Annotated in this window: 10 protein-coding genes and 5 tRNA genes; 3 read left to right on the top strand and 12 right to left on the bottom strand. The window is 70.6% G+C overall.

Annotated elements, in window-relative coordinates:
- Window positions 1-1,431 (bottom strand): 3-isopropylmalate dehydratase large subunit, encoded by a 1,431-nt coding sequence (gene leuC, locus EAO75_RS06350; RefSeq protein WP_147993977.1) that lies wholly within the window; start codon window positions 1,429-1,431, stop codon window positions 1-3.
- Window positions 1,432-1,633: 202 nt separating this feature from the next.
- Between leuC and ndgR the strand changes: the two genes are divergently transcribed.
- On the top strand, window positions 1,634-2,350 hold the full coding sequence (gene ndgR / locus EAO75_RS06345; RefSeq protein ID WP_093910054.1) for an IclR family transcriptional regulator NdgR: 717 nt from the start codon (window positions 1,634-1,636) through the stop codon (window positions 2,348-2,350).
- A 156-nt stretch (window positions 2,351-2,506) separates the two neighbouring features.
- Here the strand turns inward: ndgR and EAO75_RS06340 are convergent, their stop codons facing one another.
- A complete protein-coding gene (locus EAO75_RS06340) occupies window positions 2,507-3,016 on the bottom strand; it encodes a DUF4188 domain-containing protein (RefSeq protein ID WP_147993976.1) in 510 nt (169 codons plus the stop codon).
- Between the two features lie 87 nt (window positions 3,017-3,103).
- Here EAO75_RS06340 and EAO75_RS06335 point away from each other — a divergent pair, with 87 nt between their 5' ends.
- Complete coding sequence (locus EAO75_RS06335; RefSeq protein WP_147993975.1) at window positions 3,104-3,748, top strand: MerR family transcriptional regulator; 645 nt, start codon at window positions 3,104-3,106, stop codon at window positions 3,746-3,748.
- A 55-nt stretch (window positions 3,749-3,803) separates the two neighbouring features.
- Here EAO75_RS06335 and EAO75_RS06330 read toward each other — a convergent pair.
- The 10 genes from EAO75_RS06330 to EAO75_RS06285 all read right to left on the bottom strand — a co-directional run bounded on the left by EAO75_RS06330 (window position 3,804) and on the right by EAO75_RS06285 (window position 10,150).
- Window positions 3,804-3,876 (bottom strand) — tRNA-Glu (locus EAO75_RS06330).
- Window positions 3,877-3,904: 28 nt separating this feature from the next.
- Window positions 3,905-3,976, bottom strand: a tRNA-Gln gene (locus tag EAO75_RS06325).
- 20 nt (window positions 3,977-3,996) lie between these two features.
- Window positions 3,997-4,069: transfer RNA gene (locus tag EAO75_RS06320), tRNA-Glu, on the bottom strand.
- A gap of 62 nt (window positions 4,070-4,131) precedes the next feature.
- Window positions 4,132-4,204, bottom strand: a tRNA-Glu gene (locus EAO75_RS06315).
- 42 nt (window positions 4,205-4,246) lie between these two features.
- A tRNA-Gln gene (locus EAO75_RS06310) sits at window positions 4,247-4,318 on the bottom strand.
- A 91-nt stretch (window positions 4,319-4,409) separates the two neighbouring features.
- Entirely contained in the window at window positions 4,410-5,141 is a 732-nt protein-coding gene (locus tag EAO75_RS06305) for an HAD family hydrolase (protein WP_147993974.1), read from the bottom strand.
- A 36-nt stretch (window positions 5,142-5,177) separates the two neighbouring features.
- Complete coding sequence (locus EAO75_RS45620) at window positions 5,178-7,391, bottom strand: hypothetical protein (protein WP_187284321.1); 2,214 nt, start codon at window positions 7,389-7,391, stop codon at window positions 5,178-5,180.
- A 166-nt stretch (window positions 7,392-7,557) separates the two neighbouring features.
- Entirely contained in the window at window positions 7,558-9,042 is a 1,485-nt protein-coding gene (gltX, locus tag EAO75_RS06295) for a glutamate--tRNA ligase (protein WP_147993973.1), read from the bottom strand.
- A complete protein-coding gene (locus EAO75_RS06290) occupies window positions 9,035-9,820 on the bottom strand; it encodes a fumarylacetoacetate hydrolase family protein (protein WP_147993972.1) in 786 nt (261 codons plus the stop codon). Before EAO75_RS06290 ends, gltX begins: the two co-directional genes overlap by 8 nt.
- 141 nt (window positions 9,821-9,961) lie before the next feature.
- Window positions 9,962-10,150 (bottom strand): hypothetical protein, encoded by a 189-nt coding sequence (locus EAO75_RS06285; RefSeq protein WP_147993971.1) that lies wholly within the window; start codon window positions 10,148-10,150, stop codon window positions 9,962-9,964.
- Between the two features lie 566 nt (window positions 10,151-10,716).
- On the opposite strand from EAO75_RS06285, the gene EAO75_RS06280 reads away from it, so the two are divergent.
- Window positions 10,717-14,460 carry a nitrate- and nitrite sensing domain-containing protein gene (locus tag EAO75_RS06280; protein WP_147993970.1) on the top strand — a complete coding sequence of 1,248 codons (3,744 nt, stop codon included), beginning with the start codon at window positions 10,717-10,719 and terminating at the stop codon, window positions 14,458-14,460.
- The last annotated feature ends 6 nt before the right edge of the window (window positions 14,461-14,466 follow it).

The raw sequence follows: 14,466 nt of genomic DNA, 5'->3' as shown, positions 1-14,466 counted from the left end.
TCAGACTCCAGCGGGCGTACGGGTCTCGGCGTCGGACAGGTCGGCCGGGGAGGCCAGGTGGCCCAGGACCGCGGTGGCCGCCGCGACCTGCGGCGACACCAGGTGCGTACGACCGCCCTTGCCCTGCCGGCCCTCGAAGTTGCGGTTGGAGGTGGAGGCGGAGCGCTCACCGGGGGCCAGCTGGTCGGGGTTCATGCCCAGGCACATCGAGCAGCCCGCGTGCCGCCACTCGGCGCCGGCCTCCTTGAAGACGACGTCCAGGCCCTCGGAAACGGCCTGCAGACCCACCCGCGCGGAGCCGGGCACGACCAGCATCCGTACGCCGTCGGCGACTTTGCGGCCCTTCACGAGCTCCGCGGCGGCGCGCAGGTCCTCGATGCGGCCGTTGGTGCAGGAGCCTACGAAGACGGTGTCCACCTTGATGGAGCGCAGCGACTGACCGGCCTCCAACCCCATGTATTCCAGGGCCTTTTCGGCGGCGAGCCGCTCCGAAGCGTCTTCGTACGAAGCCGGATCGGGGACGGACGCGGAAAGCGGCGCACCCTGGCCGGGGTTGGTGCCCCAGGTGACGAACGGCGACAGCTCGGCGGCCTCGATCACGACCTCGGCGTCGAACTCGGCGTCCTCGTCCGTCTTCAGCGTCTTCCAGTACGCGACGGCCGCGTCCCAGTCCTCGCCCTTGGGCGCGTGCGGGCGGCCCTTGAGGTACTCGAAGGTGGTCTCGTCGGGGGCGATCATGCCCGCGCGGGCGCCGGCCTCGATCGACATGTTGCAGATGGTCATCCGGGCCTCCATCGAGAGCTTCTCGATGGCGGAGCCGCGGTATTCCAGGACGTAGCCCTGGCCGCCGCCGGTACCGATCCGGGCGATGATCGCCAGGATCAGGTCCTTGGCGGTGACGCCGTCGGGCAGCTCGCCGTCGACCGTGATGGCCATGGTCTTCGGGCGGACCAGCGGCAGCGTCTGGGTGGCCAGCACATGCTCGACCTGGGAGGTGCCGATGCCGAACGCCAGACCGCCGAAGGCGCCGTGCGTGGAGGTGTGGGAGTCACCGCAGACCACGGTCATGCCCGGCTGGGTCAGGCCCAGCTGCGGGCCGACGACGTGCACGACGCCCTGCTCGACGTCGCCCAGCGGGTGCAGACGCACACCGAATTCGGCGGCGTTCTTGCGCAGCGTCTCCAGCTGTACCCGGGAGACCGGGTCGGCGATGGGCTTGTCGATGTCGAGGGTCGGGGTGTTGTGGTCCTCGGTGGCGATGGTCAGGTCGAGCCGGCGCACCGGGCGACCGCTCTTGCGGAGGCCGTCGAAGGCCTGCGGGCTGGTCACCTCGTGCAGCAGGTGCAGATCGATGAAGAGGAGGTCGGGCTCGCCCTCGGCGCGCCGGACGACATGGTCGTCCCAGACCTTCTCCGCGAGTGTCCTACCCATCGCTTTCCCTCCGGCCGGCATACGGTCCACCGGCCCAACTAGAGATCTTGAGAAGGCGGCCGGCGCCCGCGCCCCTGCTTCCGGGCGTCCACCGACAAGCCCGCTCTGGTCCGCGGGCCGCTCTGCCTTCGTTCTTCCAGAGTGGCGTGTTCCACGGAAAATTGAACTTGCGTTTCACAGAGTGAGACGCGAGTATCGTTTCATGGACAACAGTAGCGGCGTCGGCGTTCTGGACAAGGCAGCCCTTGTCCTGAGCGCCCTGGAGTCCGGTCCGGCCACCCTCGCGGGGCTCGTCTCGGCCACCGGATTGGCAAGACCCACGGCACATCGACTGGCCGTGGCGCTGGAACACCACCGCATGGTGGCGCGTGACATGCAGGGCAGGTTCATTCTCGGCCCCCGCCTCGCGGAGCTGGCCGCGGCGGCCGGTGAGGACCGTCTCCTCGCCACGGCGGGCCCGGTCCTCACCCACCTCCGTGACATCACCGGCGAGAGCGCACAGCTCTACCGCCGCCAGGGCGACATGCGCATCTGCGTCGCCGCGGCGGAACGCCTGTCCGGCCTGCGGGACACGGTCCCGGTCGGCTCGACGCTCACGATGAAGGCGGGTTCCTCCGCGCAGATCCTCATGGCCTGGGAGGAGCCGGAGCGCCTGCACCGCGGACTGCAGGGCGCCCGCTTCACGGCCACCGCGCTCTCCGGCGTACGACGCCGCGGCTGGGCCCAGTCGATCGGCGAGCGCGAGCCGGGCGTCGCGTCCGTCTCCGCGCCGGTGCGCGGCCCCTCGAACCGCGTGGTGGCCGCCGTCTCGGTCTCCGGCCCCATCGAGCGCCTGACCCGCCACCCGGGCCGTATGCACGCCCAGGCGGTCATCGACGCCGCCGCCCGCCTCTCCGAGGCACTGCGCCGCACGGGCTGACTCAGGGACACGTCAGCCGGGAGGACCTGCCCCAACGCCGCGGCAGGTTTCCCCCGGGCAAGACGATCCACTTCAGGGGCGCGGGGCTGTATTCGATCTGCGGCCACCGCCGCGTGGGCGCGACCAGCCACAGGCGGCCCGCACCCGCCCCGCATGCTATTTCGCCGCACTCCCGGACCGGTATGCGAACCGATCCTTCGCGTACCGCCCGCGCGCAGCGACCGGCACCTGGCCGTGCGCCGCGGCGAGTCCGAACGCCGGCATGTCCGAGTAGATCGACTCGTACGACCCCTCCGGCACGACGTACGTCTCGTGCCACATCCCCACGTGCTGGCGGACCTTCCCCGCCTTCTCCTTGCGGTTGAAGATCGCCCACGCCCGGCGGTGGAGCAGGTCCGACGCGTGCGCGTAGGCGTACAGCTTCTCCTTCGACTCCCAGTACTGGACGACGTAGAAGGTCCGCGGCGAGGCTGTCAGCAGGACGTGGCCGAGCAGACCACGCTCGGGTGCCTTCCCCAGCTCGCGCAGCATCCGCGGCATGGCCACCGCCACCGGCAGCCAGTGGTGCACGGCCCAGAAGTGGTTGATGCGCATCCCGATCAGCAGGACGACCACATCGCCCTCGGCGTCCGCGGTGGTGCGACCCGGTACCGGCTTGGCGAACATACGGCCCCTGCTTCCCCTGTCGGATAGCGGCACTATCCTTGCGAGTGATGCTTGGATAGTGGCACTCCCCAATGAAGGGCGCAAGAGATGCGGCTGGCTGAACTGAGCGAGCGCAGCGGGGTGTCCACCTCGACGATCAAGTACTACCTGCGCGAAGGACTGTTGGCCCCCGGCCGCCAGATCAACACGACGACGGCCGAGTACGACGAGGAGCACCTGCGCCGCCTCCGTCTGATCCGCGCGATGATCCAGGTCGGCCGGGTGCCGGTGGCGACGGTCAAAGAGGTGCTCGGCCACGTGGACGACGACTCCCTGGGCCGCGCGATCCGCGTGGGCGCGGCGGTGTGGGCACTGCCGCAGGTGCCGGAGCCGGACGAGGAGGACGAGTACGTCCAGGCCGCACACGCGGAGGTCAGCACCCTCCTGGACCGGCTCGGCTGGGAGAACGCCAAGCGGCTCTCGGCCCTCTCCCCCGCGTACCGCTCGCTGGTGGTGGGGGTGGCCGCGTTCCGCCGGCTCGGCTACAGCTGGGGGGCCGAACAGCTCGCGCCGTACGCCGAGTTGATGCACCGGACCGCCGTCCTCGACGTGGACAACATGGAGGCGCACCCGTCGGAGGCGGAGCGGATCGAGTTCGCGGTCCTGGGCGCGATCCTCAACGAGCCGCTGCTTCAGGCGCTGCACCGGCTGGCCCAGGAGGAGGAGACGACGCGGCGGTACGGCTTCGAGTGACCGGTGCCGGGCACGTCGAAGGCCCCCCACCGAAGTGGAGGGCCTTCGAACTGCGTACCCCCGACCGGATTCGAACCGGCGCTACCGCCTTGAGAGGGCGGCGTGCTAGGCCGCTACACAACGGGGGCGAGGATCTTACGTTTCCGCAGATCCGAGCTGGTCTACCTGGACTCGAACCAAGAATGACGGTACCAGAAACCGTAGTGTTGCCAATTACACCATAGACCAATGTGGTTTAAACAAGTTCGTACCCCCGACCGGATTCGAACCGGCGCTACCGCCTTGAGAGGGCGGCGTGCTAGGCCGCTACACAACGGGGGCCCTAGCGATCCTGCATCGAGGTGAGGGGGAGCTACCCGAACTCTCCTCGCGGGAAGGATCTGTACCCCCGACCGGATTCGAACCGGCGCTACTGCCTTGAGAGGGCAGCGTGCTAGGCCGCTACACAACGGGGGCTTCGCGGAGTTGATCTCCGCCTTTGCAGATGAGCTCTGCGAGCTGGCCTACCTGGACTCGAACCAAGACTAACTGAACCAGAATCAGTCGTGCTGCCAATTACACCATAGGCCACTGGAACGCAAGCCCCTGAGGGGTTCTTGTTCTAGTTTGCTCCTCCGGTTCCCGGCCTTTCGGCCCGCTCCCCGGCGGCGCAGGAAGAACATTACCTGAAGGTGGACGGGGCTCCAAAACGGGTATCCGCGCCGAGGATCGCGGGGAGTTCGGCGAGGGAGGCGATCCGATGGGGCCCGCCGGGGTCGTCCTCGCTGGTGCGCGCCCCGTCGCGGTCGATCCACACCGACAGCAGCCCGGCGTCCGCGGCGCCCCGCCCGTCGATCTCCGGGTGATCGCCGACATACGCGACCTGATGCGGGGCGAGGTCGAGGGCGGCGCAGGCCGCGTGGAAGGCGCCGGCCTCCGGCTTGGAGACGCCGAGCTCGGCGGCGCACAGGATCGCCTCGAAGCGGTCGTGGACGCCGAGTACGCGCAGCTTGCGGTCCTGGACGGTGAGGCTGGAGTTGGACAGCACCGCGTGCCGGTGGCTGGCGGCGAGGGCGTCCAGGACGGGCACAACGTCCGGGAAGAGGGCCCAGGCGGACTCGTAGTGACCGATGTAACGCTCGAACCACCGGTCGGCCTCGGCGTCGGTGAGCTCCGCGCCCAGGAAGACCCGTACGCGATCACGCCGCTGCCCCTGGAAGGTCGTCTCCCCGGCGGAGAACCGCGCCCACTGGGCGTCCGTGACCTGCCGCCAGCGCACGAGGGCCTGCTCGACGCTGWCGWCAGCGTCGAGCAGGCCCTCGGCCCGCAGGTGCTCCCGCATTCCGGCGCGGTCGGCGGCGGTGTAGTCGAAGAGGGTGTCGTCGACGTCCCACACCACGGCGCGAATGCTCATGATCCGACGGTAACCCGGACGCCGGGAGCCTGTCCGTCAGTTGACCGCGGTGGTGCCCGTCACGGTGACGGCCGGCCCCTGGTCGTCGCGGGGCTCGGCGGTCAGTTTCCAGGTGTAGGTGCCGGTGATCCGGCGGCCGTCGTCGCCGAAGCCGTCCCAGGCGGCGCGGACGGCTGCGCCCTGGGTGCTGCCGGTGAGGGTCCGGATCGCCGTGCCGCCGCTGTTACTCAGGGTGAGTGTCCAGGTGGCGGGCTTGTTGAGCTGCCAGACGGGCTGCCAGGGGTTGGACTTCGTGGGGCCGAACGGCACCGCGTCCGTCTGGGCCTCCATCTGCGCGAGCGCCGAGGCGGGGACACCGCTGCCCACGATCGACACCTCGCCGACGGTGCCGTTGAGGTAGGCGATGTGGCCGCCGAAGCGGTCGACGGCCCAGCGGCCGTTGCTGCCTCCGGTGTTCCAGTCCCCGTTGGGCAGCTTGACCAGGGTGCGGGTGGCGGCCGTGCCGGTGTGGAAGTCGGTGAGCAGCAGTTCGTGGGTGGTGCGGTTCTCGCGGAGCAGGTAGCCGTCGGCGAGGCGGGCCGGGCCGTTGTCGGCGGGGACGGTGATCTTGCGGCCCGTCGCCCGGTCGTAGACGCCGGCGGTGGAGCCGCAGGACCAGTACAGCCAGGTGTTGACGGCCTGGATGTCGGTGGGAGCGCAGGACGCGCCGGTGGCCACGGTGGCGACCGTCTGACCGGTCTTGAGGTGCTTGCCGACGACGGAGCCCTGGGTGGTGCCGGGGGTCCACAGCACCTGGCCCCAGACGGCCGCCGCGGTGCGGGCGCGGGTGAGGACGGTGGTGCCCTCGGTCGTGCCGTTCGGGAAGTCGACGACCCGCTGGGTGCCGGAACCGCCGTTGTAGAGCACGTATCGGCCGCTGCCGCCAGGGATACGGCCGCCCGCGTCGCCGTCGGTGGGCTCGGTGCGGATGGTCTTGGTGTCGAGGCCGACGTTGAGGATCGATTCCTGACGGTCGGCGTTGGTCCACAGGAAGGAGACCCGGCCGTCGCCCGTGGCCTCCAGCTGGGGGCAGGCGGCGTCGCCGGGGAGGCAGGTGCTGGCGCTCAGGCCCGGGCTGCGCTGGGTCTGCTGACCGGTGGGCCGGCCCGTGGCATCCAGTTGGAAGCTGTTGACGCGGTAGGAGGCGCCGGGCGTCGTGCCGTAGATGAGCAACTCGCCGCCGGCGACGGCCAGTCCGTGGACGCCGGCCGCCGTGGCGGGGATCTGGGCGACCTTCTCGGTGGCGGTGCCGCCGTCCTCGGTGGGCGTGATCCGGTGGACGTTCCAGTCGAGGCTGGACGGTCCGGCGGTGGCGAGGGCGCCGCCGTCCAGGGTGGGGCCGATGCCGCCGAACGACGAGCTGAGCACGGTGGTGACTGCGCCGGTCACCAGGGAGCGGCCCCAGAGTGCGGGGTCGCCGCCGAAGACGAAGTCCGGGTTGCCGAAGAGGAGTTGGTCGCCGACGACGGCTTCGAGGTGGAGGTCCCCTCGGGTGATCGCGGTGGGCTGGGTGCCGGGCTCGGCGTCGGTCCGGATCGACTTCCAGTCGGCGACGAGCCAGCGGTCGTTGAAGACGACCTCCGGGTTCTCGGCCACACCGGTGACATAGGTGCGGAAGGTGCCGTCGGCGAGGTCGAGGAGGCCGACGGAGCGCGTGCCGTCCAGCTGGTACACGACCGCGATCCGGCGGACCGAGCCGCCCCGCGGGTAGCTGATGGGCTGGGCGCCCGCCGGGAGGCCGGCGACCGGCAGATCCGTGGTGGTGCCGTCGGGAGCGGCGCGCAGCACGTGCAGGGCACCCGTGGCGTCCCGGGTCAGCGCGCTCCAGCCCAGGGCACCCTGGTAGGTCTGACCGGACGGGATCGTGATGGTCGAGGTCACGCCGGTGGAACGGTGCCGCAGGGCGATGGTGGCGCCACTCACCGTGAGAGTGGTGACGTCGGTGCCGGTGGCCAGGTCGTCCGGCCCCGCGTGCGCGGGCGGGACGAAGCCCGGGTAGTCGAACCAGGTGGTCGCGCCGCCGCCGATCGGGCCCCACTGGAATCCGGACGCACCGGCCCAGACGTACCGGATCTCCGGCCGCTTCTCCGAGGCGAGCCGGACCGTCCCCACCGGCGAGTCCACGGCCTGCGCGGGCGTGGTCGGCAGGGCGCACGTCAGGGCCACCGCGCCGCTGAGCGCCACCAGGCCAAGTCTTCGTGAACGAGTCACGTTCCCCTCCCCCTGTAACAGGGTGCACACGCAGATCATGTGCACGGGGGACATCCAACGTGCGCTCGGGGAGCGGGAGTTGGCCGGACGGGTGAACTCCGGGTGACGGCTGGGCGGACACGCGAAGGGCGGCGCCCGAACCGGACGCCGCCCCGCTGTGAACGTGCTATGCGGCGAGCTTCGCCAGCGCCGCGTCGATCCGGGCCAGGGTCGTGTCCTTGCCCAGGACCTCCAGGGACTCGAACAGGGGCAGGCCGACCGTGCGTCCGGTGACGGCGACGCGGACCGGGGCCTGGGCCTTGCCGAGCTTGAGGCCGTGGGCCTCACCGGCGGCGAGGACGGCCTCCTTGAGGGAGTCCGGGGAGGACCAGTCGGCCGCGTCCAGCTTCTCGCGGGCGGTGCGCAGCAGGGCGTCGCTGCCCTCCTTCATCGCCTTCGTCCAGGACGGCTCGTCGAAGACCGGCTCCGTGAGGAACAGGAAGTCGACGTTGTCCGTGATCTCGGAGAGGACCTTCAGGCGGGTCTGCGCGTGCGGGGCGATCGCGTGCCACTTGGCGTCGTCGAAGTCCTCCGGCGCCCAGGGGGCGAAGGGTGCCTTCAGCCAGGGGGCGCAGCGCTCGGTGAAGTCCTTCACGTCGAGCAGGCGGATGTGGTCGCCGTTGATCGACTCGCACTTCTTCAGGTCGAAGCGGGCCGGGTTGGGCTGCACGTCGGCGACGTCGAAGGCCGCGACCATCTCGTCCATCGTGAAGATGTCCTGGTCGGCGGAGAGCGACCAGCCCAGCAGGGAGAGGTAGTTGAGCAGGCCCTCGGGGAGGAAGCCGCGCTCGCGGTAGAGGTTGAGGGACGACTCCGGGTCGCGCTTGGAGAGCTTCTTGTTGCCCTCGCCCATCACGTACGGCAGATGCCCGAACGACGGGATCCGCTTCGCGATGTCCAGCTCCATCAGCGCCTTGTACAGGGCGATCTGACGGGGCGTCGAGGACAGCAGGTCCTCGCCGCGCAGGACGTGGGTGATCTCCATCAGGGCGTCGTCGACCGGGTTGACGAGGGTGTACAGCGGTGCGCCGTTGGCGCGGACGATGCCGTAGTCCGGGACGTTCTCCGGCGTGAACGTCAGCTCGCCGCGGACCAGGTCCGTGAAGGTGATCGTCTCGTCGGGCATGCGGAAGCGGACGATCGGGGCGCGCCCCTGCGCCTTGTACTCCTCGACCTGCGCGTCGGTCAGGTCGCGGCAGTGGCCGTCGTAGCCGGAGGGCTTGCCGGCGGCGCGGGCGGCCTCGCGGCGGCTGTCCAGCTCCTCCTGGGAGCAGTAGCAGTGGTAGGCGTGTCCGCCGTCCAGGAGCCTCTGCCCGACCTCCTTGTAGAGGTCCATGCGCTGCGACTGGCGGTACGGCGCGTGCGGGCCGCCGATCTCGGGGCCCTCGTCCCAGTCGAAGCCCAGCCAGCGCATCGAGTCGAGCAGCTGGTTGTACGACTCCTCGGAGTCGCGGGCCGCGTCGGTGTCCTCGATGCGGAAGACGAGCGTGCCCTGGTGGTGCTTGGCGAACGCCCAGTTGAACAGGGCGGTGCGGACCAGGCCCACATGGGGGTTACCGGTGGGCGAGGGACAGAATCGGACGCGGACTGGGGAGTCGGGTGCGCTAGCCACGCTTGACAACCTTGTTGGTGAGAGTGCCGATGCCTTCGATGGTGACGGCGACCTCGTCGCCGACGTTGAGGGGGCCGACCCCTGCCGGGGTGCCCGTGAGGATCACGTCGCCGGGGAGCAGCGTCATGGCCTCGGTGATGTTGACGATCAGATCCTCGATGCGGTGGATCATCTCGCTGGTGCGGCCGAGCTGGCGCTGCTCGCCGTTGACGGTGAGCTGGATGGTGAGGTCGGACGCGCGCTCGAGGTCCAGGTCCGTCTCGACCCAGGGGCCCAGCGGGCAGGAGGTGTCGAAGCCCTTGGCCCGGGCCCACTGCTTCTCGCGCTTCTGGACGTCCCGGGCGGTGATGTCGTTGGCGCAGGTGAAGCCGAAGATCACGTCCTTGACGCGCTCGCGCGGGACCTCGCGGCACATGCGGCCGATGACGACGGCCAGCTCGGCCTCGTGGTGGAGGTCCTCGGTGAAGGACGGGTACTGGATCTCGTCGCCGGGGCCGATCACCGCGGTGGAGGGCTTGAAGAACGCGAACGGGGCGTCCGGCACCTCGTTGCCGAGTTCGCGGGCGTGCTCGGCGTAGTTGCGGCCGAAGGCCACGACCTTGTTGGGGAGCACCGGGGGCAGCAGCCTGACCTTGCTCAGCGGGACCTTGGTGCCGGAGAGCTCGAAGTCCGCGAACGGGATGCCTTTGATGATGTCCAGGACGAGCTCGTCCGGCTTGTCGCCCTCGACCGCGCCGAAGGCGACGTTCCCGTCGATGGAGAATCTGGCGATGCGCACGGGATCTGGCGCCCCTCACTTGAGCCGGCTGGAGTCTGACGCTCCAGGCTAACGCGGGGAGGGGCGGGTGCCTCGCGTACTGCCGGCGACCCGCACGCGACGGTTCGTACGCGATTGAACAATCGGCGGCCGGTCCGCGTACTAACCCGCGACGGCGGCCGTGGCGGGGGCGTCGATGAGGGTGGTGCGCCTGGGGTTCGCGGTCTGGGTGGGAAGATCGAGGGAGTGCTCCGGCTGCTCCGGGATCCGCAGTTCGTCGGCGCCGTCGAGGTGGGCCAGCGTCGTGCGTCGCGGGTTGGCTATGTTGCGGAACATCATCGTCGTCTTCACGGTTGTACTCGACCCTGTCATCAGAAGTGGGTTGCCAATTACTGACGTTCTGTAAAGCGTCAGGCTAAACATGCGATTCCCGTTGGAAGCCGCGAAGACCCGTTGATCGGTATGTGAGTTTGCTCACGGACTCGCGGGCAAACCGGTCATTCCCGGCTCGCATTTCACCCCAACGAAACGGACATTCGCCCCCTGAAGCCATCATTCCGCTCCTGATCATGGCGACTGGGACACCTTCCGCGCACGAGCGGCTCGCGGGCATAAGTCCGTTATGGGGGAGAATAGTTTCTACGGCAGGTAATCTCGCACTCACGTGGCGTCACGTATGTTACGGCTCGACCTACGGGCCTTGTTGGAGATCCTGCACTGTGCTGGAATTCCACGGACCGCCGCAGGATCGAGCCGGCGCACAGGGGGCGCATCGAGCGCCGAGTGGCGGCGAGAAGGGGGAGCCAGCGCCGGTCACTCACGACCATCGGGGAGCGTATTCAGGACGCTCCCTAATACGCCGACACCGTGTCCGTCCGTTCAGCGGAAGGGCGCCTGGTCCAGAGGTTGCGACGCTAGTGCAGGGACGTTTCAAGAGGGATGGCAGCGCTTCGGCGGAGCCGGAGCACGGCGGGACCGACCGAGGTCCCTCGGCCCAGCACGCCCAGAACCCGGGCCCGACCGCGTCGGTGGACGGCGGTGAGCGCTCCGGGCGCCCCGCCGTGTCGGCGTCTGCAGGCACGGCCAATCCGACCGCACCGCCGGCGAAGGCTCCGAAGAGCCCCGTCGGCCCGGGCTCGCGAATAGCCCTGCGCAACTGGCGTATCTCCACACGCCTGGTGGCGCTGCTGACGCTCCCCGTGGTCGCGGCCACCTCGCTGGGCGCCCTGCGCATCAGCGACAACATGGACGACATCCAGCAGCTCGAGAACATGCGGCTGCTGACGGACATGACCAAGCGGGCCACCGAGCTGGCCGCCGCGCTCCAGGAGGAGCGCGACCAGTCCGCCGGTCCCCTCGCGCATGGCGCCAAGGCCTCCGACTACACGGTCAAGGGCTTCCGGGACAAGACGGACCGGGCCATGTCGGGCTTCATCGAGGCCTCCGAGGAGATCGACGACAACAGCAAGGACGGCAACCTCAAGGGCGTCCGCGACAACCTCGTCCAGCTCGTCGGCGACCTGAACGACATCGCGAAGATCCGCAACACCGCCTACGAGGCCGACGGCAACTCCACCCAGACGGTGGAGGCCTACCACCGGCTGATCACCAACCTGCTCGGTCTCTCCCAGGACATGGCGGAGGCGACCAGCAACCCGGAGATGATCCAGAGCACGCGTGCTCTGTCCGCCTTCTCCACCGCCAAGGAGTACGCCTCCATCCAGCGCGCGGTCCTCGCGGCGGCACTGCCCGCGAACAACACCACGCGCGGCGACCTGACCGAGAACGACCGGCTCTACGCGTCGTCGGCACTGGCCAGCCAGAAGTCCGAGCTGCGTCAGTTCAAGAGCATCTACGGCGCGCAGTCCGCCGAGCTCCTGAAGCCCATCGAAGAGGGCAACCCGACCATCGCGGCCACCGACAAGTACGCCGGCCGCGCACTCGGCAACCCCAACGGCCTCGCCGACCTGGACCGCCGCTCCTACCGGGACTGGGTGGACGACAGCACCACCAAGCTCCAGGGCATGCGCGCCATCGAGACCACGCTGCTCGAGGAGATGGAGCAGAAGGCCCGCGAGCTGCGCAACGCCTCCGAGCGCGAGGCGATCATCTCCGGTGCGCTGATCCTGCTCGTGCTCGGTGTCTCGCTGGTCGGCGCCTTCGTCGTGGCCCGCTCCATGATCCGCTCGCTGCGCCGCCTGGAGGAGACCGCCACCAAGGTCGCCCAGGACCGCCTGCCCGAGCTGGTCAAGCAGCTGTCCGAGTCCGACCCGCAGGACGTCGACACCTCCGTCGAGTCGGTCGGTGTGCACTCCCGGGACGAGATCGGCCAGGTGGCCGCGGCCTTCGACGACGTGCACCGCGAGGCGGTCCGCCTCGCCGCCGAGCAGGCCCTGCTGCGGGGCAACGTCAACGCGATGTTCACCAACCTCTCGCGCCGCTCCCAGGGTCTTATCCAGCGTCAGCTCTCGCTCATCTCCGAGCTGGAGTCCCGCGAGGCCGACCCGGACCAGCTGTCCTCGCTCTTCAAGCTCGACCACCTCGCGACCCGCATGCGCCGTAACGGTGAGAACCTCCTCGTTCTCGCCGGTGAAGAGCCCGGCCGCCGCTGGACCCGCCCGGTCCCGCTGGTCGACGTGCTCCGCGCCGCCGCCTCCGAGGTGGAGCAGTACGAGCGCATCGAGCTGTCGTCCGTGCCGACCACCGAAGTGGCCGGCCGGGTCGTCAACGACCTCGTGCACCTGCTCGCCGAGCTGCTGGAGAACGCGACCTCGTTCTCCTCGCCGCAGACCAAGGTCAAGGTCACCGGTCACGCGCTGCCCGACGGCCGTGTGCTGATCGAGATCCACGACACCGGCATCGGCCTCTCCCCCGAGGACCTCGCCGCGATCAACGAGCGGCTCGCCTCGCCGCCCACCGTGGACGTCTCCGTCTCCCGCCGCATGGGCCTCTTCGTGGTCGGTCGTCTGTCGCAGCGGCACGGCATCCGCATCCAGCTGCGCCCGTCCGACTCCGGTGGTACGACCGCGCTGGTCATGCTGCCCGTGGACGTCGCCCAGGGCGGCCGGAAGCCGGCCGGCGCCAAGCCCGGCCCGAACGGCCCCGGTGCCGCCGGTGGTCCGGCCGCCGCGCAGGCCGCCGCCGGTGTGGCAGCGGCCCGTCGTCAGGCCCAGTCCGGCGGCCAGCTCGGCGCGGGTGCGCCGGGTGGCGGTGCTCCGGGTGGTGCCCTCGGCGCCGGTGCGTCCGGCGGGGGCCGGCTCGGTGCCGGTCAGGGACCGCGGGCCGCGCTGCCCGGACGTGACGGTGGCGGACAGCCGGGTGGACCGGGTGCGCCGCGTGGACCGCAGGGTCAGGGCGCCCCGTCGCAGGGCCGTCCCGCCGGTGCGGGCGCCGGGTTCGGCGGCCAGGCTCCGGGTGCCCCGCAGGGGCTCCAGGCAGCGGGCATGGGCTCGGACGGGTTCGGCGGAGGCCAGGACGCCTTCGGCGGCTCCCGTGGCCCCGGCCGCGAGCAGTCCCGGCCGGGCGCGTCGGCGCCGCAGTCGCCGCCTCCCAGTGGTGAGAAGGGCCGTCGTGGCCGCCAGCCGCAGCTGCCGCCGCGCGGTGGTCCGCGTGCCGAGCTGCCGGGCGCCGGCCAGCCCTCCCGTCCCAGCTGGAGCGACGAGAACGCGCAGCCGCCTGTGCCGCGCGCCTCGCTCGACACCCCGCGCGGGCACGACGAGGACCCCGCACAGACCTCCCGGATGCCGCGCATCGACGACCGGCAGGGCGCCGGCTCCACCTCGGAGTTCGCCCGCCCGGACTTCGACGCCCAGGCCCCCGGCTCGTACAACCCGCAGAGCACGGGTCAGTACGCCCGCCCCGGTACCGGGGCGAACGGACAGCAGAACACGGGTCAGTTCGTCCGCCCGGACGTCTACGGCGCCCCCGGCAGCGGGCAGAACAACTCGTCGCAGACGGGCCAGTTCTCCGTTCCGCAGGCGTACGACGCCGGCTCGACCGGTCAGCACGCCCTGCCCGGCCACCAGAACTCCGACTCCACCGGCCAGTTCGAGCGGCCCCAGGTCAACGGCAACGGCACCTACGGCGGCAACTCCGGCCTCGTCGGCCCGGCTCAGCCCCCGGTCCCGCCGCGTCCGCAAGCGCGGCCGCGTCAGGAGCCCGAGGCGCTGCCGCCCGCGACGGGTCCCGGCGACGGACGTACCCCGCTGTACGACACGCTGGAGACCAACTGGTTCCACGGCGGCCCGCAGGGACGTCAGCCCGGTGCCGACGGTCCCGCCCCGGCCTCCGCTCCGCACCAGGAGCCGCAGGCCCCCGCCGAGCGGCCGCAGCCGTCCTCGGCCCCCCAGCGTCCCGCGTCGACCGCCTGGCGCAGCTCGCCGAACGACGACCTCGTCCGGCAGGCTGAACGCGTCCGGCAGCCGGCTGCGGGCGGTGTCACCACCTCCGGCCTGCCGCGCCGGGTACCCAGGGCGAACCTCGTCCCGGGTACGGCTCAGCAGCAACAGCACCAAGCCGGTCCGCAGGTCTCGCGTGCGCCTGATGACGTACGCGGACGGCTGACCAATCTCCGTCGGGGTATCGCGCAGGGTCGCCAGGCCGGTACTGGTACCGGTCAGACCGGCAGCTTCCCGAGCCCCACTCACCAGCAGGAGCGTTAGTTGAGC

Source organism: Streptomyces sp. UW30, from assembly GCF_008042075.1.
GTDB lineage: Bacteria > Actinomycetota > Actinomycetes > Streptomycetales > Streptomycetaceae > Streptomyces.
The sequence above is the reverse complement of the archived record's forward strand: the minus strand, read 5'-3'. Positions and strand labels throughout refer to the sequence as shown.